General features: G+C 39.7%; 23 protein-coding genes. 5 read left to right on the top strand and 18 right to left on the bottom strand.

The features are described from left to right. Positions 1–49: 49 nt before the first annotated feature. From M3Z76_RS16870 to argC, 4 genes are read right to left on the bottom strand one after another with little or no spacing between them, the layout of a single operon-like run. The gene (locus M3Z76_RS16870) at positions 50–1,186 is read right to left on the bottom strand and encodes an acetylornithine transaminase (RefSeq protein WP_293929028.1); all 1,137 of its coding nucleotides are present in this window, start codon (positions 1,184–1,186) and stop codon (positions 50–52) included. 16 nt (positions 1,187–1,202) lie between these two features. After that, complete coding sequence (argB, locus tag M3Z76_RS16865) at positions 1,203–1,991, bottom strand: acetylglutamate kinase (RefSeq protein ID WP_293929026.1); 789 nt, start codon at positions 1,989–1,991, stop codon at positions 1,203–1,205. Beyond that, positions 1,954–3,177, bottom strand: coding sequence for a bifunctional ornithine acetyltransferase/N-acetylglutamate synthase (gene argJ, locus M3Z76_RS16860; protein WP_293929024.1), 1,224 nt, complete (start codon positions 3,175–3,177; stop codon positions 1,954–1,956). Before argJ ends, argB begins: the two co-directional genes overlap by 38 nt. Before the next feature lie 12 nt (positions 3,178–3,189). Then, positions 3,190–4,224: an N-acetyl-gamma-glutamyl-phosphate reductase gene (argC, locus tag M3Z76_RS16855; protein ID WP_293929022.1), complete on the bottom strand. Its 1,035-nt coding sequence runs from the start codon at positions 4,222–4,224 to the stop codon at positions 3,190–3,192. Between the two features lie 238 nt (positions 4,225–4,462). Between argC and M3Z76_RS16850 the strand changes: the two genes are divergently transcribed. From M3Z76_RS16850 to M3Z76_RS16840, 3 genes are all read left to right on the top strand, one after another. Beyond that, positions 4,463–5,092, top strand: a complete 630-nt coding sequence (locus tag M3Z76_RS16850) for a GNAT family N-acetyltransferase (protein WP_293929020.1) — start codon at positions 4,463–4,465, stop codon at positions 5,090–5,092. Between the two features lie 72 nt (positions 5,093–5,164). Continuing rightward, entirely contained in the window at positions 5,165–5,812 is a 648-nt protein-coding gene (locus tag M3Z76_RS16845) for an acetoin utilization AcuB family protein (RefSeq protein WP_293929018.1), read from the top strand. Then, on the top strand, positions 5,809–6,957 hold the full coding sequence (locus M3Z76_RS16840; RefSeq protein ID WP_293929017.1) for an acetoin utilization protein AcuC: 1,149 nt from the start codon (positions 5,809–5,811) through the stop codon (positions 6,955–6,957). The genes M3Z76_RS16845 and M3Z76_RS16840 overlap by 4 nt, the downstream gene beginning before the upstream one ends. 98 nt (positions 6,958–7,055) lie before the next feature. Here M3Z76_RS16840 and ccpA read toward each other — a convergent pair whose 3' ends face one another. Continuing rightward, positions 7,056–8,054 (bottom strand): catabolite control protein A, encoded by a 999-nt coding sequence (ccpA, locus tag M3Z76_RS16835; RefSeq protein WP_293929016.1) that lies wholly within the window; start codon positions 8,052–8,054, stop codon positions 7,056–7,058. Between the two features lie 183 nt (positions 8,055–8,237). Next, positions 8,238–9,323 (bottom strand): bifunctional 3-deoxy-7-phosphoheptulonate synthase/chorismate mutase, encoded by a 1,086-nt coding sequence (locus M3Z76_RS16830; protein WP_293929015.1) that lies wholly within the window; start codon positions 9,321–9,323, stop codon positions 8,238–8,240. Between the two features lie 177 nt (positions 9,324–9,500). Between M3Z76_RS16830 and M3Z76_RS16825 the strand changes: the two genes are divergently transcribed. Continuing rightward, complete coding sequence (locus M3Z76_RS16825) at positions 9,501–11,642, top strand: cell division FtsA domain-containing protein (protein ID WP_293929014.1); 2,142 nt, start codon at positions 9,501–9,503, stop codon at positions 11,640–11,642. Positions 11,643–11,727: 85 nt separating this feature from the next. Here the strand turns inward: M3Z76_RS16825 and M3Z76_RS16820 are convergent, their stop codons facing one another. From M3Z76_RS16820 to M3Z76_RS16780, 9 genes are all read right to left on the bottom strand, one after another. Further along, positions 11,728–12,189 (bottom strand): YtxH domain-containing protein, encoded by a 462-nt coding sequence (locus tag M3Z76_RS16820; protein ID WP_293929012.1) that lies wholly within the window; start codon positions 12,187–12,189, stop codon positions 11,728–11,730. 18 nt (positions 12,190–12,207) lie between these two features. Beyond that, complete coding sequence (locus M3Z76_RS16815; RefSeq protein ID WP_293929011.1) at positions 12,208–12,681, bottom strand: DUF948 domain-containing protein; 474 nt, start codon at positions 12,679–12,681, stop codon at positions 12,208–12,210. 70 nt (positions 12,682–12,751) lie between these two features. Continuing rightward, positions 12,752–14,056: a UDP-N-acetylmuramate--L-alanine ligase gene (murC, locus tag M3Z76_RS16810; RefSeq protein WP_293929009.1), complete on the bottom strand. Its 1,305-nt coding sequence runs from the start codon at positions 14,054–14,056 to the stop codon at positions 12,752–12,754. Between the two features lie 329 nt (positions 14,057–14,385). Then, complete coding sequence (locus tag M3Z76_RS16805; protein ID WP_293929007.1) at positions 14,386–16,908, bottom strand: DNA translocase FtsK; 2,523 nt, start codon at positions 16,906–16,908, stop codon at positions 14,386–14,388. Positions 16,909–17,225: 317 nt separating this feature from the next. Continuing rightward, a complete protein-coding gene (ytpR, locus tag M3Z76_RS16800; RefSeq protein WP_293929006.1) occupies positions 17,226–17,840 on the bottom strand; it encodes a YtpR family tRNA-binding protein in 615 nt (204 codons plus the stop codon). Continuing rightward, the gene (locus M3Z76_RS16795) at positions 17,837–18,661 is read right to left on the bottom strand and encodes a DUF1444 domain-containing protein (protein ID WP_293929005.1); all 825 of its coding nucleotides are present in this window, start codon (positions 18,659–18,661) and stop codon (positions 17,837–17,839) included. The genes ytpR and M3Z76_RS16795 overlap by 4 nt, the downstream gene beginning before the upstream one ends. Before the next feature lie 63 nt (positions 18,662–18,724). Next, positions 18,725–19,246, bottom strand: a complete 522-nt coding sequence (locus tag M3Z76_RS16790) for a hypothetical protein (protein WP_293929004.1) — start codon at positions 19,244–19,246, stop codon at positions 18,725–18,727. 69 nt (positions 19,247–19,315) lie between these two features. Further along, entirely contained in the window at positions 19,316–19,834 is a 519-nt protein-coding gene (locus tag M3Z76_RS16785) for a DUF84 family protein (protein ID WP_293929061.1), read from the bottom strand. Positions 19,835–19,974: 140 nt separating this feature from the next. Next, positions 19,975–21,051 (bottom strand): M42 family metallopeptidase, encoded by a 1,077-nt coding sequence (locus M3Z76_RS16780; RefSeq protein ID WP_293929003.1) that lies wholly within the window; start codon positions 21,049–21,051, stop codon positions 19,975–19,977. A 131-nt stretch (positions 21,052–21,182) separates the two neighbouring features. Between M3Z76_RS16780 and M3Z76_RS16775 the strand changes: the two genes are divergently transcribed. Continuing rightward, a complete protein-coding gene (locus M3Z76_RS16775; RefSeq protein WP_293929002.1) occupies positions 21,183–21,497 on the top strand; it encodes a hypothetical protein in 315 nt (104 codons plus the stop codon). A 77-nt stretch (positions 21,498–21,574) separates the two neighbouring features. On the opposite strand, the gene M3Z76_RS16770 is transcribed toward M3Z76_RS16775, so the two are convergent. The 3 genes from M3Z76_RS16770 to M3Z76_RS16760 form a co-directional block, all read right to left on the bottom strand. Continuing rightward, on the bottom strand, positions 21,575–22,009 hold the full coding sequence (locus M3Z76_RS16770) for a hypothetical protein (RefSeq protein ID WP_293929001.1): 435 nt from the start codon (positions 22,007–22,009) through the stop codon (positions 21,575–21,577). Between the two features lie 11 nt (positions 22,010–22,020). Beyond that, a complete protein-coding gene (locus tag M3Z76_RS16765) occupies positions 22,021–22,998 on the bottom strand; it encodes a hypothetical protein (protein ID WP_293929000.1) in 978 nt (325 codons plus the stop codon). 506 nt (positions 22,999–23,504) lie between these two features. Continuing rightward, a partial coding sequence (locus M3Z76_RS16760; RefSeq protein WP_295657161.1) for an IS3 family transposase occupies positions 23,505–24,007 on the bottom strand: 503 nt, incomplete at its 5' end.

Below are 24,007 nucleotides of genomic sequence, written 5' to 3'. Positions count from 1 at the left end.
TTTTAACAATCCAAAAAAGGAAAAGCGAATTGACTCGCTTTTCCTTTTTTTAACCAACTAATACTTGTTGTAAAATGGCTACAGCCTCATCGATTTCTGCCTCACTTACCGTCAACGGTGGCAATAAGCGAATAACGTTTGGCCCCGCCTGTACAACGAGCAAGCCTGCCTGCTCTAATTGTGTCACATAGCTTGCGACATCATCTCCACCGCAGTATAGCCCAAGCATTAAGCCTTTTCCTTGAATCGCAAACTTTTCATCCGTAAATGCTTGCTGTAGCTTTTGCTGCAAATAGCCTGATTTTTCTTGTACTTGCTGTAAAAATGCTTCATTAAAAACATGCTCAACAATCTTTTGTGCAACAGCGACCGCTAATGGATTACCACCAAATGTTGTGCCATGCGTCCCTGGATTAAATGTATCGAATAATTTTGCTGCTCCTAGTATCCCACCAATTGGGAAGCCTCCACCTAACCCCTTTGCCATCGAAACAATATCAGGCTTTAATGCCGTTTGCTCAAAAGCAAAGCGCGTACCTGTACGCCCAATTCCTGTTTGCACTTCATCTACAATTAATAAAATATCATGCTTGTCACAAATTTTTTGGATAGTCTCCGCAAATTGCGGTGTAATAACATTGACGCCACCCTCCCCTTGAATCGGCTCTAGCATAATTGCCGCTACTGTATCATCAATTGCCGCTTCAAGTGCTGCTTCATTATTAAATGGCAATGTTGTAAATTGCTCAACTAATGGACCAAAGCCATTTCTCACCTTATCTTGCCCTGTCGCAGACATTGCGCCAAATGTACGCCCATGAAAGGATTGTTCGAAAACGATAATATGATGCTTGCCTGTATGTTTACGCGCCAATTTAATCGCTGCCTCATTCGCCTCTGCCCCACTATTACAGAAAAAAGCATAGGATAACGGCAAATCCTGCACTAATGATGCCGCTAGCTTTTCCTGCTCTGGGCTTTCAAACAAATTGCTCACATGCCATAACTTCTCGCTTTGCTGCTGTAATGCTTGCACGATGGCTGGATGGGCATGACCGAGTGTGCAAACTGCAATACCGCTTGTAAAATCAATATAGCGTTTCCCCTGATTGTCGTGAACAATCGTTCCTTTGCCTTCCACAATATGGACAGGTCGTCTTGCATAATTTTGAAATAATGCGCTCATCTTGTTATCGTCTCCTTTAAATTGTGTGAGAATTGTGTGTGTGCCTGGCACTTATTTTTGTGCCGTCAAGCGTATCATCTACAATTTGAACAGCAGGAATGCCCGCCGCTAAACAAGCGAGCGCTCCTTGCACTTTTGGAATCATTCCACCGTAAATATGGCCTTCTGCAATCCATTCATTAATTGCTACTTCTGTTACTTCTGATTGGTACTCGCCTTCAATACGAATGCCTGAAACGTCTGTGACAAGTAGTAAGCTTTCTGCTTCTGTTGCTAAAGCAACCTCGCTTGCCACCGTATCTCCGTTAATGTTTAATGCCTGCCCATCAGCAGTTGTACCAATACAGGCAATAACAGGGACGATATTGGCTGTTAAGAGGGCATCTAACAGCTCTGTATTGACCTTTTCAATGTGTCCTACATAGCCGTATGTTGCCTCATCTAAAAAGGTGCTTGCTAGTAAATGACCGTCAAAGCCATTTAATCCAACCGCCTGTATCCCTGCCGCATTTAATTGCTGCACAAGAAATGGATTGACTTGCCCGATTAATGTTGTTTTCACTAAGTCGATTGCCTCAGCCGTTGTGACACGTATGCCATTAATGACATGTGATGCTACATTGTTCGCTGCTAATGTGCGATTAATGGCAGGGCCACCACCGTGTGTGATGATGACTTTGTAGCCTTCCTGCCGCAGTGCTAGTATTTTTTGAAAGAAAGCAGGGTTCAGCCCCTCTAATGTGCTCCCACCTAATTTTATGACAATTTTACGAGCGATATGATGCGTTGATTTGGACGTAGTCATACGTTAAGTCACACCCCCATGCAAAGCCATGCCCATCTCCTTGACCTAAAGAAACATAAATTTTGACTTCATGCTGCTTTAAAATCGCAATCAACTGCTCCTCTGAGAAAGCGATTGGTTCACCATTTTCCACCATTGTGGCACCGCCAATTTGAATCGTAATTTTATCTGGATCAACAGTTGCCCCGCTGTAACCAACCGCTGCAATAATGCGTCCCCAGTTAGCATCACAGCCAAATACCGCCGTTTTGACAAGTGGCGAGCCTACGACCGATTTGGCAATTTTACGTGCTTCCGCATCATTCCATGCGCCTGCTACTTCCACCTCAATTAATTTTGTAGCCCCTTCCCCATCACGCGCAATCGATTTTGCTAAGTCCTCTGCTACCGCTTGTAATGCTGTGTAGAAATTTGCCCATTCAGGATGTGCGGGCGTTAACGTTTCATTCCCCGCAAGGCCGTTTGCCATGACAACAACTAAATCGTTTGTTGATGTATCGCCATCTACTGTAATCGAGTTAAATGTACAATCCGTAATTTGGGATAATGCTTTTTGTAGCTCGCTTGATTCGATATTGGCATCTGTCGTAATAAAGCCGAGCATCGTCGCCATATTTGGCTCAATCATACCTGAGCCTTTCGCAGTGCCTGAAATAACAACTTCCTTGCCATCAATCGTTGTAACATAGGTTGTATTTTTCATGACAGTATCCGTTGTCAAAATCGCCTGAGAAAAATCAATGCTACTTTCTAAATCATCGTTCGGTACTAGCATGTCAATGCCTTTTTTCACAGGCTCCATTTTCATAATTTCACCGATGACACCTGTAGAAGCGACTCCTACTAAACTGGCATCAATATTTAATTTTTCCGCTGCTAGCCTCTGCATTTCATAGGCATCTGCTAGCCCTTGCTTGCCTGTGCATGCATTAGCATTACCTGAATTGACAAACATCGCCTGCATTTTTTTCGTTTCATAAACAACTTCCTTTGTTACTTTTAACGGAGCTGCCTGCACAGCATTCGTCGTAAACACTGCTGCAACGCTTGCCGGCACCTCGCTAACTAGCAAGGCTAAATCCTTTTTCTTATGCTTTAAGCCACAGTGTACACCTGCTGCTGTAAAGCCTTTTGGCGATACGATATTTTTACCTGATAATTTTTTTAATTCAATAATAGCTGACATGTATTTTCCTCCTTAAATGAATAATGGCACCATTTGTAAGCCCATTGTTTGTGGTAAATTCATTTGTATATTCATATTTTGAATCGCTTGCCCTGCCGCACCTTTTACTAAATTATCAATAACACCGACAATCGTTGCTCGATTTGTGCGCGCATCTAATTGCACATAAATATCGCAGTAATTAGAGCCTTTCACACGATTTGTACCGATGGAAGATGCCTCTTCAACTACACGTACGAATGGATGTTTGGCATATGTTGCTTGCAGGCAGTCAATCAATTTTTGCTGTGTCACACCAGGCTGCACAGCGGCATAGGATGTAGCTAAAATACCGCGCGTCATCGGCACTAAATGTGTATTGAATGAAATTTTTGTTTCCACATTGGCAAACATTGCAATCGCTTGCTCGATTTCTGGAATATGCTGATGCTCATTTATTTTATAAATGGAGAAGTTTTCATTTGCTTCACTAAAATGACTAGCCTGTGATGGCTTATTCCCTGCACCTGATATACCACTTTTTGCATCAATGACTAAAAAGCTTGGGTCAATTAAGTTATCTTTTATTAATGGCAAGATGGATAGTAAAACTGCTGTCGGATAACAGCCTGGATTGGCAATTAAATGCGCCTCTGCAATGTTGTGCTCATTCCATTCTGATAAACCGTAGACACTTTGCTCCACCGCCTCTTGTGGTGCAGGTGTTTTTTTATACCATTGCTCATAGCTTGCTAGATTTTTCAAACGAAAATCGCCTGATAAATCAATTAATTTAGGTCCTTTTTGTAGCAACGGTGGCAATAGACTGCTCGTTACCCCTGATGGAGTGCTTGCAAAAACGACATCTAAATGCTGTAATGCTTCATCGTCAATTTTTTGAAGTGGCCGATCCTCAATCCCCACTAAGTGAGAAAATTTCGCTGAAAAAACAGCACCTTCCTCTGATGAAGTGAATAATTCAATTTTCTCGACTTCTTGATGATTGTGTAAAAAGCGGATTAATTCAAGTCCTCCGTATCCTGTCGCACCGATAATTCCAACTTTCATGGCCGTCCCTCCAAAATATAAGATAGCATTAGTATAAATATGTATAATTATTTAGTCAACTGAATTTTTATTTGTTTTACTGAAAATTATATCGATGATTTGCATTAAACAGATTTCCTCAATTTTTAGGCAGCTGTCTTACGTCCTGTTAAGTCTTGATTGCTAACTTTTTGCCTCTACTCCCTTTTTCTTAAAATGTTTTGTATAATGGAAATTAGAATAATTAGGTGGTGTATAAATGGAGCATAAAAAAACCTTTTTCAGCACTGCAATGGAGACGCGGCATGGCACAGTATATGTTGAAGGTCCTGTACATCCTGAACAATTAGCTCGTTATGCCTTTCATGATGAGTTAGTTTCATTCCGAATTGCTGCGCAGCAACAACAGGCTTTAATTAAAATCGCCTCATTAGAGGAGGGGCGCATCATTATCGTCCGAAACGAAGAGCTCATCGTCGGCTATGTGACATATTTATACCCTGATCCACTTGAGCGCTGGGCAGAGGACAAAATTGACAATATGATAGAGCTAGGTGCAATAGAGGTTATTCCAGCTTATCGCAGCACAGGGGTAGGAAAAAAGCTGCTTGAAATATCGTTTGCGGACGATGCAATGGAAGACTACCTTGTCATTACAACGGAATATTATTGGCATTGGGATTTGAAGGGCACGGGGCTAAATGTATGGGAATATCGCAAAATGATGGAACGTATGATGAGTTCTGTAGGCTTTGAACCTTTTACGACAGATGACCCAGAAATCACCTCTCACCCAGCAAACTGTCTAATGGCACGCGTTGGCAAACGTGTCGATGCAGAAACAATGGAGCGCTTTGACCGCTTACGTTTTAAAAGGCGCTTTATTTAGTCAATTACAACTTAACGTAATTGCAGGATTTCTACCGATTCAAGTTAAACTTTATACAAAGGGGTTTAAAAAATGATTGTTGAAGAAATGATGCAAAGAAATGTGCATGCATTGCTGCCTACAAATACAGTAGGAGAAGCTGCACATTTAATGCGTGAGCACGATATACGTCATATACCGATTGTCAATGTTGACAATGAAGTAATTGGAATTATAACAGAGCATGATGTGAAGTATGCGTTCCCTGATGATGTTGAAGAGCAAGAAAAAGCTACAATTAAAAATACACCTTTAAACAATATTATGGTTAAAAATCCGATTGTCGGCCATCCATTAGATTTAGTAGAGGAGGCAGCATTAACTCTTTATGAAGCAAAAATTAGCTGTCTACCAATCGTTTCTCGTAATCAATTAGTTGGTCTTATTACAACAACAGACCTTTTATATACGTATATCGAATTGACTGGAGCCCACAAACCGAGCTCTAAAATCGATATTCGCGTTTCTGATAAAGCTGGGGTACTGCATGATATTTCAAAAATATTTATGCACCATAAAGTCAATGTATTAAGCGTGCTCATCTACCCTGATACTGGAAACGAGGAAAACCGAATTGTAAGCGTCCGACTACAAATTATTAATCCATTAGCAATTATTCAAGATTTACGCAAAGCAGGCTTTGATGTTTTATGGCCAAATGTCCCAGGGATACAAATATGAAAAACGCACTTTTTGTTTATTCGCCTGATCAGCTCGGCTATAAGTTTTCGGACACACATCCGTTTAATCATAAACGGTTAATTTTAACAATGGATTTGCTAAAGGAAATTGGCGCTTTAAAAGATGAGGATATTATTCCAGCACGGCTCGCTACAGACGAGGAAATTGCACTGGCACATGATGAAAAATATATCGATATTGTGAAAAAGGCTGGACATGGTGAGCTTTCAGCTAAACAAGGTGAACGCTATGGCATCGGTACAGAGGATACGCCCATTTTCCCAAATATGCATGAGGCGAGCGCGCTATTAGTTGGTGGTACACTACAAGCCGTCGATGCCGTATTGCAAGGAAAGGCACGTCATGCACTTAATTTAGGTGGCGGGCTACACCATGGCTTTTATGGACGAGCTTCAGGCTTCTGTATTTATAATGATAGCAGTATAGCGATTCGCTACATCCAAAAAAAATACGGCTTGCGTGTTTTATACGTTGATACGGATGCACATCATGGAGATGGCGTGCAATGGTCTTTTTACGATGACCCGAATGTATGCACATTGTCAATTCATGAAACAGGACGTTATTTATTCCCTGGCACAGGCAATGTAACAGAGCGTGGCAGCGGACAAGGCTACGGCACATCGTTTAATTTCCCAATGGATGCCTTTACAGAGGATGAAAGCTTCTTAACGATTTATGAACAAGCGATGCGTGCTGTGTTTGAGCATTTTAAACCAGATGTTGTGATTACGCAAAATGGTGCAGATGCCCATTATTTTGATCCGCTGACCCATTTATATGGCACGATGGAAATTTACAAGGAAATTCCAAGGCTTGCACATCAATTAGCACATGAATATTGCGACGGTAGATGGATTGGTGTAGGCGGTGGTGGCTATGATATTTGGCGTGTCGTACCACGCGCCTGGGCAGTGCTTTGGACAGAAATGAATGATTTACCTTGCCCAACAGGTCCATTGCCAGAAAAGTGGCTTGCTCATTGGCAGCAAGAGGCCCCCGTTGAATTAATACCAACATGGGAAGACCCAAAGCCTTTATACGAGCCAATTCCTCGCAAAACAGAAATAGAGGAAAAAAATGCACAAATGCTGCAAAAAGCATTACATATTTTGAATAAATAGAATGGCTGTAGGAAATATGAGTGTTTCCTACAGCTATTTTTAAGTGGTAATAATAAAAAACTGGGACCGCTTTTTAAGCAGCCCCCTTCCCATGTTTACTATTTCGTTGATTGGCGGATTTCCAAATGATGTGGTAACACAACTGTTTGCTCCGCCACTTCTTCTTTATTCATAATTTTCGTTAGCAATCGCATCGCCACTGCACCGATATCATAAAGTGGCAAAGCAACGCTCGATAATTGTGGACGCACCATACGCGCAAGCTTCGAGTTTTCAAAGCTGATAACCTCAATATCGTTTGGTACATGTTTACCTGCATCCTGTGCAGCGTGAATAAGTCCTAGAGCTAATTCGTCACTCCCAGCAAAATATGCTGTCGGTGGTGCTGAAATTACTGCTAGCTCCTCATATGCTGAAATGCCATCATCATATGTGCTATCACCTGCTACGATAAGCTGCTCATCAAGTTCAATGTTAGCATCCTCTAGCACCTGCTTGTACGCTGCTAATTTATAGATTCCATTAATTGTATAATCTAATGGACCAGATACAAACGCAATACGTTTATGACCATTTCCCACTAAAATACGCACTGCCTCATATGCAGCTTGATAGTAATCAATATTAACAGAGGCTGCTTCTTTTTTCTCATCAACAGAGCCTGCTAAGACGATTGGCACAGGTGAAGATTTAATCGCCTGCTGAATGCTGCTTGTTACATTATCGCTCATCATAACAACACCATCCACCTGCTTACCGAGCATCGTATCAAGCAACTCTAGCTCCTTATCCTCTTTTTGGTCAGAGTTCGATAAAATAATATTATAGCTATACATCGTTGCAATATCTTCAATACCGCGCGCTAATTCTGCATAGATCGTATTTGAAATATCAGGAATAATTACGCCTACCGTTGTTGTTTTTTTACTAGCTAATCCTCGCGCCACCGCATTTGGTCGATACTCTAATCGCTCAATTACTTCTAATACCTTCTTTCTAGTGGCAGGCTTGACATTCTGGTTGCCATTGACAACACGTGATACAGTGGCCATTGAAACATTGGCCTCACGCGCTACATCATAAATTGTTACTGTCACTATAATCGCCTCCAATCCTCTTATCTCAACTTTTCTTATACTTCATCATATATACTTTCATTTCCTTTTTCAATAAAAAACGTAAATCGACAAAAAAAAGCCTTAAAGCTTGGAAAATCAGCTTTCAAAGACCTCTTCAGCACAGTTGAAGGCTACCGAAAAATTTTCGATAGCCTCCTAAAATTAAGCCTTCACTTCATATTGCTTCATGAACTTCAACACTTCATCGTAGAATGCATCAAATGTTGGGATGTCCATTTGTTGTTGTTGGTCTGATAATGCGATCGATGGATCTGGGTGAACCTCAGCCATTACGCCATCTGCACCAATAGCAATCGCTGCTTTCGCACATGGTAATAATAAATCGCGACGACCTGTTGAGTGCGTTACGTCAACCATTACAGGTAAGTGCGTTTCTTGTTTTAAAATCGGCACAGCTGAAATATCTAATGTATTACGTGTCGCTTTTTCGTATGTGCGAATACCACGCTCACATAAAATGATATTTTCGTTCCCCTTTGACATAATGTACTCAGCTGCGTGAATGAACTCGTCGATTGTTGCAGCTAGTCCACGCTTTAATAGAACAGGCTTATTGATTGCCCCTGCTGCCTTTAACAATTCAAAGTTTTGCATATTGCGGGCGCCAATTTGAATGACATCAACATAATCAACTGCCACTTCTAAATCAGCAGGTGTTACGATTTCTGTAATAACCGCTAAACCATATTCATCCGATACTTGCTTTAAGATTTTTAAGCCCTCTAAGCCAAGCCCTTGGAAATCGTATGGAGATGTACGTGGCTTGTATGCACCACCACGAATTAGTTTTAAGCCTTTGTCGCGAATTGATGCCGCAACTTGCGCCACCTGCTCGTATGATTCAACCGCACATGGACCGAATACGAATGATGGGGCACCTGCTCCTACTAATTCATTATTAATATTAATAACTGTATCTTCTGACTTTTCTTTACGAGATACAAGTAATTCTTTTTTCTTCACTTCTTCTAATTGCTTTAATGCTGTTTTGAAAATTTGTTTAAAAATATAATCAACTGTCATTTGATTTAATGGACCGTTATTATGCTCTTTAATCAAATCTAGCATATGGCGCTCACGTAAAGGATCGTAACGATTCACACCTTGCTTTTCTTTAATCTTCCCTATCTCATTAACAATCTCTGCTCGCTCATTAATTAAGCGTAAAATCTCTAAGTTTAAGCCGTCAATTTGACCACGTAAACTTTCTAAATCGTGTTGACTCATTACTTATTTTCTCCTTCCTGAGTGTACATACACTTTCAGAACGCTGAAATATATGATACATTTTTAATTAATAATACCATTATAGACAACTTATCTATAAATGTCACGCATTTTTAATTTAGCGCTTCAACTCGCTAAAGTTAATTGTAGTTATATCAAGGAAGGAAGCGATTACAAATGACTTCAAAGTTATTTGCTTTAGATATCGGCACACGCTCTGTCGTTGGCATTATTTTAGAAGAGCATGATCAGCATTTTCATGTCGCTGATATGGTCATACGAGAGCATAAAGAACGAGCAATGGTTGACGGTCAAATACATAATGTGCTGTACGTAGCAGAGCTCATCAACGAAATTAAACAGGCTTTAGAGGAAAAGCATGGCCCTTTAACAAAAGTAAGTGTTGCTGCGGCAGGACGTGCTTTAAAAACCGAGCAAGCAAGCATTACAATTAATATTAAAAATCGACCTATTTTTACAGAGGAAGATATTAGCCGATTAGAATTACAGGCTGTTCAACAGGCACAGCAGCAATTGTTGCAACAAAAAGAGGATGCAAAGGCTAGCCACTACTACTGTGTTGGTTATTCTGTACTGTATTATAAATTGGACGATGAAGAAATTGGCAGCTTGTTGGACCAGCAAGGCGATGAGGCAACAATCGAAGTCATCGCAACGTTTTTACCTCGTGTTGTTGTAGAGTCGCTACTTGCAGCATTAAAACGTGCTGATTTAGAAATGGAAGCTTTAACGCTAGAGCCGATTGCAGCGATTAATGTATTGATTCCTTCTACAATGCGTCGCTTAAATGTTGCGCTCGTTGATATTGGGGCAGGTACATCAGATATTGCCATTACGGATAAAGGTACGATTATTGCATATGGTATGGTGCCAACAGCGGGAGATGAGATTACAGAGGCATTAAGCGATCATTATTTATTAGACTTCCCTGTTGCGGAAACTGCAAAAAGACAGCTGCACAAGGCCGATGGTGATATACGAATCCAAGATATTTTAGGCTTTGATCAATACTTACCACATGAGGAGGTATTACAAGCAATTTACCCATCCATTACTGCATTAGCAAATGCAATCGGGTCGGAAATTTTACGCTTAAACAATCAGCTTGCACCGAAAGCGGTAATGCTCGTTGGTGGCGGTAGCTTAACGCCTAATTTAACAGCAGAGCTTGGTAAAGTGTTACAATTACCTGAAAATCGCGTCGCTGTGCGCGGCATTGATGCGATTCAAAATTTAACGAAAGAGCCGTCTATTCCTGTCACGCCAGAGCTTGTTACACCAATTGGTATTGCCATTGCAGCGAAAAAAGCGCCGATTCAATATATGGCCATAACAGTAAACGAACAAGTTGTACGATTATTTGAATTAAAGGAAATGACGATTGCTGATGCCTTTTTAGCAGCCAACATTCGAGCGAAGCAGCTATATGGTAAACCAGGACATGCGCTATCCATTACAGTAAACAATCAAGCGATTTTTATCGCTGGTGAGCATGGACAGCCTGCACAAATTTTATTAAATGGAGAACCAGCTTCCACGAAATCATCCATTAAAAATGGCGATACGATTACGCTTATTGAAGGTCAAAATGGACGTGATGCAACAGCGATTGTGCGAGACATTGTGGATGACGCGCTTTCAAAAAAGGTGACAATCAACGGTACACCTTATACGGTGGAGCCCAAAGTTTATGTAAATACGAAACTAGCAACGTTAGATCAAGCTTTACAGGATCGGGATATTGTCGATTTTCAAATTGTAGAAACGGTGGAGGATATTTTAAAGTATACGAATAATGTAGCATTGCTTGAGCAATTGCGCTCCTACGTTGTACATATAGATGGGCAGCCGCTCTATTTACCGACACTCTCTTCTGAATTATTGATAAATGGCAAGCTAAGTAAAATCCATTACCCTGTACAGGATGGTGACCGATTAGCCTTTACACAAAATTCTTTACCGACTGTCCAAACATTAGCTAATCATTTAGATTTACTATTGGAAGATCGCATCCTTGTGACATTCCAAGGTGAACGTATTGAGCTTGTGAAAGTAGTACGTGAAATGGTAATCAACGGCGCTACCCTATCTCCACAGGCTACCGTGCCGAATGGCGCTACAATTAAAGTGAATGCAGTCGACCACAGCCCTTGGATTTTCCAAGATGTATTCCGCTTTTCAAGCTGGCAGCTACCAGCTGAAGCAAAAGGCGGTTTTACCATTTTAAGAAATGGTGTGCCATCCTCTTTCGATGCAGAAATTTTCGGTGGCGATATGTTGGAAATTAAGTTTACGTAAAAAAGAGGCTTTTTAGAAAGTAGCAACTTTCCAAAAAGCCTCTTTTTATTGAGAAGTGCCTATAAGACGCACTACGAAAAATGCATTAAATAGAAGATGGACGTGCGATTTCAGACATATTTTCAGCAGGCTCTTGTACCGCTGGCTCCACAATTGCTTCAATCATCTCATCAAGTGGCTCCTCACCCTCTGAAGAAACTGTACCATCGTCAAAAACTGTTGGTGCTTTTGCTGTTTTTGCTTTTACTTTATCAACTAAATTAGTTGATTGCTCTTTTAATTGGCTTGACAACTGTACCGTTTTTTCCTTCGCTGTTGAAGAAAGCTCTACACTGCGATCACGCAATGATACAGCTTGTGTTGCAACTGCTCCGCGTAAATCGCGTCCAGATTTTGGTGCCAATAGTAAGCCCGCTGCTGCGCCAACAATCCCTCCGACTAATGCACCAATAATAAAATCTTTCATATTTATCGTTTCCTCACCATAAATATCTTCATTTCTTGTTGTGTATACTTGTGGTAAGTTCGTTGTTTTTTGTTCTGTCATTGTCTATCCATCCTTTCATTATTTTTTGCGTTTAGCATTTACACCATCAACTGTATAAACTGTTGGATCATCTGGGTTTATCGTTTTACGCTTGCGCCATTTGTCAGCAATCCCCATCATAACGCCGCTCCATTGAACAACTTGAGCAATCTGTTCTTCATTTTTTATTACCTCTGAAGAAATGGAGCTTGTAATACGCTGAACAGATTCATTTAAGCCATTTACTGAATCGCCAACCCCTTTGACAGCATTGACAACTGTATTTAGCTTCTCAGCTTTTTCCGTAATATCATCCGCTAACGTATTCGTTTTTGTCAAAAGCGATGTCGTTTCACGCGTAATGCCTTCCATTTGTCCTTCAATACCTGCAACTGTTCCTGCAATATTGTTTAATGTTGTTTTTACTGAGAATAATGTCATACCGATACTTACACATAAAAATAAAAAACCGATTGCTGCGACTAATGCAGCGATATAAAGTACGACTACCATGAAAATTGACCTCCTATAGCTAGTTATAGTTCTGTTTCGACAAACATTTCAAAAAATCCTGCTTATCGAGCTAGACATTTTGCAATAATTGCTCAAATGCTGCTTGATATTTATTCACATCACCAGCACCCATAAACAATAATACGGCCCCTTCATGCTGTTTTAATTGCTCCACCGTATCTAATTGCAGCACTTTGCTACCTTCAACTAGCTGCGCTAACGCATCAATTGTTAATGCGCCCAGCTGCTCACGTGCAGAGCCAAAAATATCGCATAAATAAACGGCATCTGCGTCTTTCAAGCTATCTGCAAATTGCTGTAAAAATGTTTGTGTACGCGTAAATGTATGTGGTTGGAATACCGCAACGATTTCCTTTTCAGGATACTTTTGGCGCGCTGCTTGCAATGTTGCTGCGATTTCTGTTGGATGATGCGCATAATCATCCACTAGTACAGTATTCCCGATAATCGTTTCTGTAAAACGTCTTTTTACACCTGCATACGTGTCTAAGCGCCCTTGGATAACCTCCGTCGGTATCCCTTCATAATGGCACAGTGAAATGACTGCTAAGGCATTTAATACCGCATGATCACCGTACTGCGGAATAAAGAATTGTGAGTAAAATTCATTGCGCACATAGACATCAAACTCTGTGCCTTTCGTTGTTTTCACTACATTGCGTGCTGCAAAATCATTCTCTGCATCAAAGCCATAATAAACAACGGGAACTTGCGCTTGAATACGCTGTAATTGCTCATCATCACCACAAGCAATAATCGCCTTTTTCACTTGCATCGCCAACGATTGGAAAGCATCAAATACATCTTCAACGCTTGTAAAATAATCTGGATGGTCAAAATCGATATTTGTCATTACAGCATAGTCTGGATTGTATGCTAAAAAATGCCGACGATACTCACACGCCTCCATAACGAAATATTGCGCATTTTCCGTTCCTGCTCCCGTACCGTCTCCAATTAAGAAAGATGTTGGCATATAGCCACCAACAACATGGCTCATTAAGCCTGTCGTAGAAGTTTTTCCGTGTGAGCCGGTGATAGCAATAGACGTATAACGATTGCTATAATCACCTAAAAACTTATGATAACGAATTACTTCTACACCCATCTCACGCGCACGAATTAGTTCTGGGTGATCATCTGGAAAGGCATTTCCTGCAATAACGGTCATCCCTTGTTCAATATTGTCTGCATTAAATGGTAAGATAGTAATTCCTCTATCACGTAATGGTTTTTCAGTAAAATAATAATTTTCTACATCTGAACCTTGAACTTGCTCACCTGAATCAAAAAGAATTTGCGCTAATGGACTCATACCAGAACCCTTAATACCTGTAAAATGATAACGTGTCATGTTGAAACCTCCTAGGATACATAGATCCTGTTTAAAATTAAAGAAAATTCATCGTCATTCAGCACGATCTGCTGTTTTTCGCAAAGGTGCTGTAAATCTTCACCTTTATCGGCGTATTCAGTAATTCTACTGTAGTGCACAATAATGAACCTTCAGCTCCACGCTACAGTGTTAGTGAATTGAGATAAAAAATACTAATTTATTATAGCACTAAATATGTAGAACAATAAATGAACGACTATTCTAACTTCTCTACTGTTGGAAGCTGTCTAAACTGCAGTTTAGACAGCTAATTTATATTTTCATACTTATTTGTGTGTCCAGTATCATTATAAATTTTCTAAATCTGATTCTGTAATTAATGACTCACGCGGCTTACTCCCTCGTTGCTCAGACACAAATCCGTGCCCTTCTAGCATCTCTACTAGCCTTGCTGCACGATTGTAGCCGATATGATACTTGCGCTGAATCGACGATGTAGAAACTGTTCCTTGCTCATAAACAAATCGACATACTTCCTCGAAAAGCTCATCTTGTGCTTCTATTGTTTCAACTTTTTTCAATAATTCTTCTTGCTCGAAAATATAATCTGGTTGTCCTTGGCTGCGCACGTAGCGAATGACTTCTTCAATTTCGTCATCCGTTACGAATGTTCCTTGAATACGCTGTGGCGCTGACATGCCATTTCCTAAATACAGCATATCCCCTCGCCCAAGCAAGCGCTCTGCGCCTTGAATATCAAGAATCGTACGTGAGTCGATTTGTGATGATACCGCAAAGGCAATACGCGTTGGGATATTCGCTTTAATTAAGCCTGTAATGACATCAACTGAAGGACGCTGTGTTGCGACAATTAAGTGAATACCACAAGCACGTGCCTTTTGCGCAATTCGGCAAATTGCATCCTCTACATCGGTAGGTGCCATCATCATCAAATCAGCTAACTCATCAATGACAATTAATAAATATGGAAGCTTCTGCGCATATTGTCCATTTGCCTCGGCTATCGCATTAAAACGTGTAATATCACGCACTTCAGCATGCATAAATAGCTGATAACGACGCTCCATTTCCTCTACCGCCCATTTCAAGGCTGCTGCTGCTGCTTTTACATCTGTAATAACAGGGCTCACTAAATGCGGGATATGATTAAATGGTGCAAGCTCTACCATTTTGGGGTCAATTAGCATCAGCTTTAATTCATTTGGATCAGCCTTATATAATAGACTAACCAAAATGGAGTTAATACAAACAGATTTTCCTGACCCTGTTGCACCAGCAATTAAACCATGCGGCATTTTTCGCAAATCTAATGTTACAGGCTTCCCTGTTAAATCTAAGCCAAGCGCTGCCTCCATAGGTGAGTCGGAATCTTTAAAAACAGGGCTATTTGTAACTTCTGACAAGCGGACAGCGCGAGAAATTAAATTAGGTATTTCAATACCAATTGTGCGCTTACCAGGAATCGGCGCTTGAATCCGAATATCCTTTGCGGCCAATGCAAGCTTTAAATCGTCTGCTAAATTGCGAATTTTGCTCACTTTTGTCCCTTGACCGATTGTAATTTCAAATTGTGTAACCGCAGGTCCTTGCATAATCGATTCCACCTGTGCAGCTACTTGATGATAAGAAAGTGCCTCTACTAATGCTTCTGCCTGCTGCTCCATCCAATCATAATCTTCCATTTTTTGCTCAGGCGGTGCTAAAAATGTTGTTGAAGGCTTTTCATAATGCTGCTTTGACGCTATTCCAGTGACAGGCTCTGCTTGTAGGGTTTTTGGCACTTCTTGCGGCGCTATATTTTCTCGTTCCAATTCAACAGGTTGCTCGATTATTTGTAGCTGCTCCTGTAACTCCTCTTGTTGTGCAGGCTGTTCTTTTATAGTTTTTACGTCTTGCTGCTGTAAATGCTGTTTGACAAATTCCTTTGCAAGCTGTTTTTGCTTATCGGATTTTAACATTAGCACATTAAATGGCAAGCGGCTTCCTGACGTTACTTCCTTTTGTGGTGCTTGCTCTACATGCAATTGACCGATATGAATTGTGGAGTTTTCAATCGTTAAGTTCTCCACCTTTAATTCGTTTAACAAATCAAACTCTTCTTGCTCTTCCATAATGGGCGGTTGCTCTATATCCTTATACTCAGATGTATTCACATCCACTGGTTGTGGTGCTTGACCATCCTCGAATAATTCAATTGTTGCTAAAGAAGGCTGCTCAATTGTTGCAGCTACCTCCTGTTGTTGCTCTAACACAGGCATTTCTTCCTGAGCAATAAATTGCTCGATTTCCTCCACTGTTGCCTGCTCTTTTTTCGGTAACAATTGCTCAATCGGCTTCGGTTTTCCAAATCCATATACTGGCGATGGCACATCTGTTGGAATAAAGCGTTTGCGATTTTGCAGTGGGTTGACTGTTGCTTGCTTTGGCTCATTTTTAGCATGCGCTTTCGTTGGCATTAAAAAATCTTTTTCTTCTCTTGTTAAATGATTGCGACGTTCCTGTGGCTGGCTTTTATAAATATTCGTTTGCCCTTTGCTCTTTTTTCTACGTGCTAGTAGCTCTCGAATACCTGACACTTCTACATCGTAAACCTCAGGCTCTCCTTGTAAATACTTTGGCAGCTCAAATGTTGAGTTATTTGTTTCCACACGATTCGTTTGCTGCTGCGGTTGTGGCGTTGACTTTTTTTCTATTACCTCTTCATCTGCAATAAGCGGAAATCGAAAGGCTGCTTTTTTCGCTTGCTGTGGCTGCTCATATTGCTCGTATTGCCCATTTTCTTGCTCATACGCATCATACTCTTCATCTGTATATAAAATTTTATTCATTTGTTTTTTAAACCAGTTCATATGCTCACTCTCTTCTTTAAAACCTCATTATTTTTAGAACATCAATTACGCCTTGGCGTAATTGCGTTGGGATACCCCCTGAATGAAAGCCTATCTCAGCATTCATCGCTCCACCTGTAGGGGTGCGAGTTTTATGCTGAATCATGATAAAATACTTTGTGTCTAATATTTTGCAAATGCACTAAGAATAATAAAAGCATACCATATTTTACGGCTTTGAGGCAGTGATTACACAGTGGAAATGGGGAAATTTAAGAAAAAAGATGACGTTAGCTATTTGCTAAAGTCATCTCATCATTTCTCTACACCTTATTATTTTAGCGCGTCGGAATTTCAAACGCTGAGCCGACCTCAGCATCCTCCGCTAATACTAAAATTCCTTTTTCTGATGGCGCATTTGGAATTTCTAGCTCGCGTGCTGAACATAGCATACCGAATGAATCAACGCCGCGCAAATTCCCTTCTTTAATTAATAAACCTGAAGGCATCACTGCACCGATTTTTGCGACAACTACTTTTTGACCTGCATCTACATTTGGTGCACCGCAAACGATTTGCAATGTTTCCTCACCAACATTCACCTTACAAATGCTCAGCTTATCGGCATTTGGATGCTTTTCCTTCGCCTCTACATAGCCAATGACAAATTTCGGTGAAAAATCAACATCTAATGATAGTGTCACATTGTTCGCTATTAATGCCGCTTCGATTTTTTCAATAAGCTCTGGTGTTAGCTCAACGATACCCTGTGCTGTTAGCTCGATATATTTGCTTGCATTGAATAAGTTGAATGCCTTTACCTCGCCAGTTGCTTCTTCTTTTAATAAAGCAACATCGCCTTGCTTGTCCACTACTGTTTTTACGATATTTTCCGTTGCTAATTGTACTAAAAGCACATCACCAACATGTTCTTTATTGTATGCTACATTCATTGTTTCTCTTGCTCCTTTTTCACTTTGTTTTTTGCCAGAATAAAAATCGGCTCTAAATTGCCTTCATCATAAATAAATGATAAAGATGTGATTGGCACTGCGCCAATTGAGAAGAAATGCATCGTCATCTGCGCTAGTACATCATACCCTACTTCGTTGCGAATATCACCTATTATTAGCACATCTTGATGCGGTACAGAAACCGTCATGTCGCCTTCGATTTGCGCTGCCATTTCCTGCAAAAATTGCTCGTTTAAAATACGGCTCGCATCATAGCCGTCATTATGGTTGAGGAAATAAAATAAATTGCCTGATACCTCATCCTTTTTCGTTGCTGTTGGCAATTTTTTGACTGAGAAACGAGCAACTTCCCGTATCTGCTCTGCTGTCACACCAAGCTTTTCAAGCATTGTCTCATCAATTAAACGATATGTTGTACCTAAATCCAAGGCATAGAAAATACGCGTTTCTGCCGTATGCTCTGTCGTTACAAAGGCATGTCCTTCCTTTGATACCTTCGGAAACGAGCCGGAACGAATAATTGGGTAAACAGCAGACAATTGTCCAAAGCCCACCTCTTGCTCCTGTAGCATCGCTGCAAATGTATGCTCAATCGTATAAACGACCTCATCAATCGCCGCTTGCTTTTTCGTCGTATATTTCGCCGCAATTTCAGCTATTGAAATATCCATACCGCGCTGTAATGTTTTATGCTCTAAGCGCACTTTATCGGTTTCTTGATCATAAGACCAGTTAAAAAGCTCCTCGCCAAGCTTTTGTTTGAGTGCTTCTACAAGTTCTGGAGATTTCACATTTGTCACTCCCTTTATATTGATTATAACAAAAAAGAGCGCCCTTCTGTAATAGTGGACGCTTTACAAATATTATTTGACAATATTAACAGAACGAACAATTTGCATCATTGTGTTGAGCTTATCTTCAATTTTGCGATCTTCAGAAATCGTTGTCATTTTAATACCACCGATGCTGACAATTAATTCATAATGCTTGTCATCCTCATATTGAACAACCGCTGAAAAGCCAAATTCCTCATCTGACTCCATTTCCTGAGACTTCACTACATTTTTTGTTTGATCAGCCATTAAATTATCATAATGCAGCTTGCTATCCTCTTGTTCATTCGTATTGACAAATAATATATAAGAATCTTTATCTTTCGTTAAAATATAGTTCATTTCGTTTGCACCTTGCTCTACTGTATAAGACTTCGGTACAAATACTTCAATTGAACCTATTGTTGTGTTAGGTACTTCAGCGCCTTCTTGGAAAATGGTTTCAGCGCTTGCTACCCCAACTTCAATTTGCTCCTGCACTGACTTACCGCAGCCTGCTAGTGAAAAGGCAAGCGCCGGAATTGCAAGGCCATGAAGCCATTTGCGTTTCATAAAAATTCCCCCACTTTCTACTACAGCATACATTTTAAAATATTAGAGGTACTTGTGCAACTACATTGCTTATTTGTTATTCAAATATAAAACTTGTCCAACAAGTAATGTCACGATATGCTCAAACATTTGCTGACGATTGATGAGACCATTTGTAAAAATACCAATTGCCCCTTCATTGTGACGTGTGTTTTCTTTCTGTGCAAAAGCGTCCATTACAGGACCTAGCTCTTGCCCTGCATGTACTTCGTTTGCTACTTCATTAGGTAACATAAATTGCGCGCCTGCACTGCTAATTACCGTGCCATCTCTTAACGCAATTGCACCCCAATTACAGCAATATAATGTATCCTCAAGCTGATGAACGCCACCCTCTAAGCCAAAGCCCCAATCTGCCTCTGTCTGTTGTAATGTATTTTTTGCACGGTTGATTGCTCCTTGTCTCGTTTCCTCTGCCGACATCGGCTGTGCTGCTACACCTGACTCCACATTGATATGAATAAAATTCGCTTCTGGAAAATATGTACGCACTACTTTTTCCACTGCGCTTGTTTTTGCTTTATTTTGTGTACCAATTGCTACTAACATATTTTTCATCTCCTACCGTCCTAAAAGTGGACGTTTTTTATACTTAAAGGATGCTTATCTGCGCTTTTTTATAATTTATCTGCGAATTTCTTTGCGCTTCATAAAAAAAGGAGTGTCGGTTACCCGATACCCCCCATTTTTTATACGTTTGCTTTAATCGTTTCAAGCGTTGTGCGATCAGCTGATTTCACAAGCTTCACTAATAACTCTTTCGCTGCTGCATAATCATCAACGTGAATAATTGAGGATGATGTATGAATATAACGTGAGCAAATACCGATTACCGCTGAAGGTACACCATTTAATTGTGTATGCACTTTCCCAGCATCTGTACCACCTGGTGAAACAAAATATTGATACGGGATGCTGTTAGATTCAGCTGTATCCAGAACAAATTCACGCATGCCGCGATGTGTTACCATCGTGCCATCCAAAATACGCAACAATGCTCCTTGCCCTAATTGACCGAATTGTGATTTATCACCAGATGTATCATTTGCTGGTGATGCATCTAATGCGAAAAATAAATCCGGCTTAATCATATTTGCTGAAACACCAGCACCACGTAAGCCAACCTCTTCCATAACATTCGCACCTGAATATAAGTGGTTTGTTAGCTGCTCGTCTTTTAATTCTTTTAATAGCTCAATCGCTAAACCACAGCCATAGCGATTATCCCAAGCTTTCGCCATAATTTTTTTCGGATTTGCCATCGGTGTAAACGGACATACAGGTATGATGGATTGCCCTGGACGAACGCCCATTGCCTCCGCATCTGCTTTTGAGTCTGCCCCAATATCAATTAGCATATTTTTTATATCCATTGGCTTTGCACGCTCTGCATCGGTTAATAAATGTGGCGGTATTGAAGCGATAACACCTGGAATTTCGCGCTCCTTCGCATATAACGTCACACGCTGTGCAAGCATTACCTGATTCCACCAGCCACCCAATGTTTGGAAGCGAATCATGCCATTGTCTGTAATCGATGTCACCATAAATGCGACTTCATCCATATGGCCTGCTACTAAAATTTTCGGCGCATCTGCTTGTGCTGATTGACGTACACCGAAAATTCCTCCTAAATTATCCTGAATAACCTCATCCGCATACTTCTCTAACTCGCTGCGCATAAAACTGCGCACCGCACGTTCATTACCCGGCGCTCCCGGTAGCTCTGTTAATGTTTTAAAAAGCTCCATTGTTTCTTGATTCACTTTTATAACACTCCCCTTGTTCAATTACATTCCTATTATAACATAGTTAAAAAGTATTTCGCCCTTCGAATTTTCTATTTTTTACATGCCACATTATGTATGGTAAAGTTAGACATAAGGAGGGAAGAAAAATGAAATTGAGAGATTTTGTTTTAGGGGTAGCAACGGGCTTAGCAGCAGCTATTATTATTAAAGAGGTTAGCGAACGCGTTGATCCTTACTTATCAGCAGACACAGTATTACAACAAATTAAGGCAGAGTTCAAAAAAGAAGCGCCGATTGATGGCTCATGGGTGTTTATGAAAGTAGAAGAATTTAGCAATGGCTTTACAACAACTCCTGTTTATCGTGGCGGCATTTCACGTATGATGAATGGCGAAATGGAATCATTCGAATTCGCAGCAGACGCTCGCTCAGGTGCAGTGTTGGAGCTGACGAAGCTGTAAATATAAAAAATCGCATGAAATCAAATAATAAGTGCTGATTTCATGCGATTTTTGCCTTTTATAATAAATAAATCATTTTATTCATACAATCTTTTTACATAATCGCCTGTTTCTGCATCTACTATATACACCGATGTATCTGTGTATATATAATACATACCTTCTTGCCCTTTTGGAAAATCACCTTTATTATATCGGGTTGTCTCCCCACTTATTTGCTCAATCATTTTACGTGCTTCACCATATGTGTAGTCAGGTAATTTATAAAAAACTATAATACCTATTAGTAAAATGGCAACTGGATAAAGGATTAATAACAAGTTAGGTAATTTATCAACTATTGAGGGTTTAATAAAAATAATTAAACAAAATAATACAACACCTAGGATTAAATTTGCCAACCATGAATTTGTAGACGAGACTACAAATTCATAGCATTTTCCTACATAAAACAGAGTAATTGCTGATATAATATGAACTATTAATATAATTAACATTATATTCTTCTTCACTCACATCACCTTCAATATCTCCATGAAAATTCTGCACCATAAGGAGCCGTGTTTCTCAAACCTTCAATATAACGATATTGTTGGTAAGCCACCTCAGCTACATTTTGGTTACTATAGTTATTATACCAGAAATTATATTGGTCAGACGAATAACTCTCAAGCTTGATTTTCCCTTGATGAACCACTTCCAGATAGTTAGTCCAGTTTTTAGTACTTAAAGTAAAACCATGTCCACGTACATCAAACCCTCGCCCTACCTGCTTTTGTTTAACACCAATACTAGGGCTGATAGCATATGCAATTTTTTCACTGATCACTGTAATCCCTAATCCTTGCAGAATAGATATCACTGCAGCTGCTGTAAATCCATACCCAGCAACAGCTACTATAACACCTAAAATAACAGAAATTGCTGTACTATCCGAAAATGTATATTTTTTCAATACTTCTGTATATGTCCAATAAGTACCTCTATATACATCTACATAAAGACCTCCGTGTATATATGAGCTTTCTCTATTCCATGTGGCACTATTATCAAATCCTAGTGACTTATTTATATCACCCAAATATTTCCGATGAGGATCATCACGTGCAAATGTGGATGGATATCCTGGTAATTGAGTATTCTCTAGTAAATATTTTTCGCCTGTTTCTATTTCTTCCGGTATCATTGGAGCATACTCAGGATTTTCAGCAGATTCAAAATCTTTTATATTAAAAGATTTTACAGAACCATCTTCTGATGTAATTGTAAAATCACCTGTTTTATAAAAAACTGTAACAATATCTGTCGTTGACTCCCCTTGTATTTCCAATATTTTTTTTGTATCTGTAGAAAGCTTCTCGCTGATTATAAAAGATTCTCCTCCGACTTCAACATTTAAAACATCTAAATCAACAGGACTCGCTTGTATATTACTAGGAGTAACTGTTAAAGAAAATAATAATATTACAATAATTAATATTGAAAAAATTTTTCTATACATTTTTTCTCCTCCTTGTGATACTATACTCATAATTTTTATACTTTTAATAGAAATTAATGTTAAACTGATTATATTGTTACTTCAAAGTTAGCTATCAAATACTTCTCTATCCACCAAAACATTATTTCCCATTTCCTATTAACCATAAATCTAAACATACAATAATTGTATCATACATAAAATTACCTCCTTTCAAAACATGATATATCAAAATTTGAAAAAAATAGATTATTATGCAAAAATACATATAAGATATGTTAGGAGGAGAATTAATTGGAAAATATCAAACTAGGTACAACAATTAAAAAAATTAGAGAAGATAAAGGAATTTCTCAAAATTATATAGCTAGAAATATTATCTCACAAAGCAACTTGATACTATGTCAAGAAAATGGACAGAGGAAATTGAGATTTCGCTCTGAATCTATCGCGCTATCGCTTGCTCGCCTCACAAATAATTTAAGGGGCGTAACCCTTAAATTATTTGTGAGGTTAAAAGGGGTAGATTATATGACTCTAGTTTTCTGTAAAACTTCGAAATATTGCTTTTCGTATGCAACTGGCGACATATAATTTGTATATGAGTGGATCCGTTTGTAGTTATAGAAACTAACGATGTATTCAATGATACTTTTCTTGGCTTGATCTCTCGTTTTATACTTTTCGTGAAAAACTAGTTCTCGTTTGATCACGCTATGAAACGACTCAATACATGCATTATCGTAACAGTTTCCTTTTCTGCTCATGCTTGTGATGATTCCGTTAGTTCGTAATACTTGTTGGTATTCCTTCGATGCATACTGGCTCCCACGATCAGAGTGATGAATAAGTCCAGAAGTTGGAGATTGAGCTCTAATTGCCCGTTTTAAGGCAAGAATCACTAACTCTTTTGTCATCCTCGCATCCATCGCCCATCCGATAATTCTCCTTGAAAACAGCTCCATAATTGTCGCTAGATACAACCATCCTTCACTTGTCCATATATACGTAATATCCGCTACCCATACTT

The organism is Metasolibacillus sp., assembly GCF_025291715.1.
Classification (GTDB): Bacteria; Bacillota; Bacilli; order Bacillales_A; family Planococcaceae; genus Metasolibacillus; species Metasolibacillus louembei.
This window is presented reverse-complemented; position numbering and strand designations above follow the sequence as displayed.

What these genes read in the sequence shown, in the direction of transcription:
- M3Z76_RS16825 (WP_293929014.1), top strand. Translation starts at nt 9,501, where the DNA reads ATGACTTCAAAGTTATTTGCTTTAGATATCGGCACACGCTCTGTCGTT.
- M3Z76_RS16850 (WP_293929020.1), top strand. Translation starts at nt 4,463, where the DNA reads ATGGAGCATAAAAAAACCTTTTTCAGCACTGCAATGGAGACGCGGCAT.
- M3Z76_RS16775 (WP_293929002.1), top strand. Translation starts at nt 21,183, where the DNA reads ATGAAATTGAGAGATTTTGTTTTAGGGGTAGCAACGGGCTTAGCAGCA.
- M3Z76_RS16785 (WP_293929061.1), bottom strand. Translation starts at nt 19,834, where the DNA reads ATGTTAGTAGCAATTGGTACACAAAATAAAGCAAAAACAAGCGCAGTG.
- M3Z76_RS16830 (WP_293929015.1), bottom strand. Translation starts at nt 9,323, where the DNA reads ATGAGTCAACACGATTTAGAAAGTTTACGTGGTCAAATTGACGGCTTA.
- argC (WP_293929022.1), bottom strand. Translation starts at nt 4,224, where the DNA reads ATGAAAGTTGGAATTATCGGTGCGACAGGATACGGAGGACTTGAATTA.
- M3Z76_RS16870 (WP_293929028.1), bottom strand. Translation starts at nt 1,186, where the DNA reads ATGAGCGCATTATTTCAAAATTATGCAAGACGACCTGTCCATATTGTG.
- ytpR (WP_293929006.1), bottom strand. Translation starts at nt 17,840, where the DNA reads ATGAATGTAGCATACAATAAAGAACATGTTGGTGATGTGCTTTTAGTA.
- M3Z76_RS16815 (WP_293929011.1), bottom strand. Translation starts at nt 12,681, where the DNA reads ATGGTAGTCGTACTTTATATCGCTGCATTAGTCGCAGCAATCGGTTTT.
- M3Z76_RS16790 (WP_293929004.1), bottom strand. Translation starts at nt 19,246, where the DNA reads ATGAAACGCAAATGGCTTCATGGCCTTGCAATTCCGGCGCTTGCCTTT.
- M3Z76_RS16805 (WP_293929007.1), bottom strand. Translation starts at nt 16,908, where the DNA reads ATGAACTGGTTTAAAAAACAAATGAATAAAATTTTATATACAGATGAA.
- M3Z76_RS16765 (WP_293929000.1), bottom strand. Translation starts at nt 22,998, where the DNA reads ATGTATAGAAAAATTTTTTCAATATTAATTATTGTAATATTATTATTT.
- argB (WP_293929026.1), bottom strand. Translation starts at nt 1,991, where the DNA reads ATGACTACGTCCAAATCAACGCATCATATCGCTCGTAAAATTGTCATA.
- argJ (WP_293929024.1), bottom strand. Translation starts at nt 3,177, where the DNA reads ATGTCAGCTATTATTGAATTAAAAAAATTATCAGGTAAAAATATCGTA.
- murC (WP_293929009.1), bottom strand. Translation starts at nt 14,056, where the DNA reads ATGACACGTTATCATTTTACAGGTATTAAGGGTTCTGGTATGAGTCCA.
- M3Z76_RS16840 (WP_293929017.1), top strand. Translation starts at nt 5,809, where the DNA reads ATGAAAAACGCACTTTTTGTTTATTCGCCTGATCAGCTCGGCTATAAG.
- M3Z76_RS16820 (WP_293929012.1), bottom strand. Translation starts at nt 12,189, where the DNA reads ATGACAGAACAAAAAACAACGAACTTACCACAAGTATACACAACAAGA.
- M3Z76_RS16845 (WP_293929018.1), top strand. Translation starts at nt 5,165, where the DNA reads ATGATTGTTGAAGAAATGATGCAAAGAAATGTGCATGCATTGCTGCCT.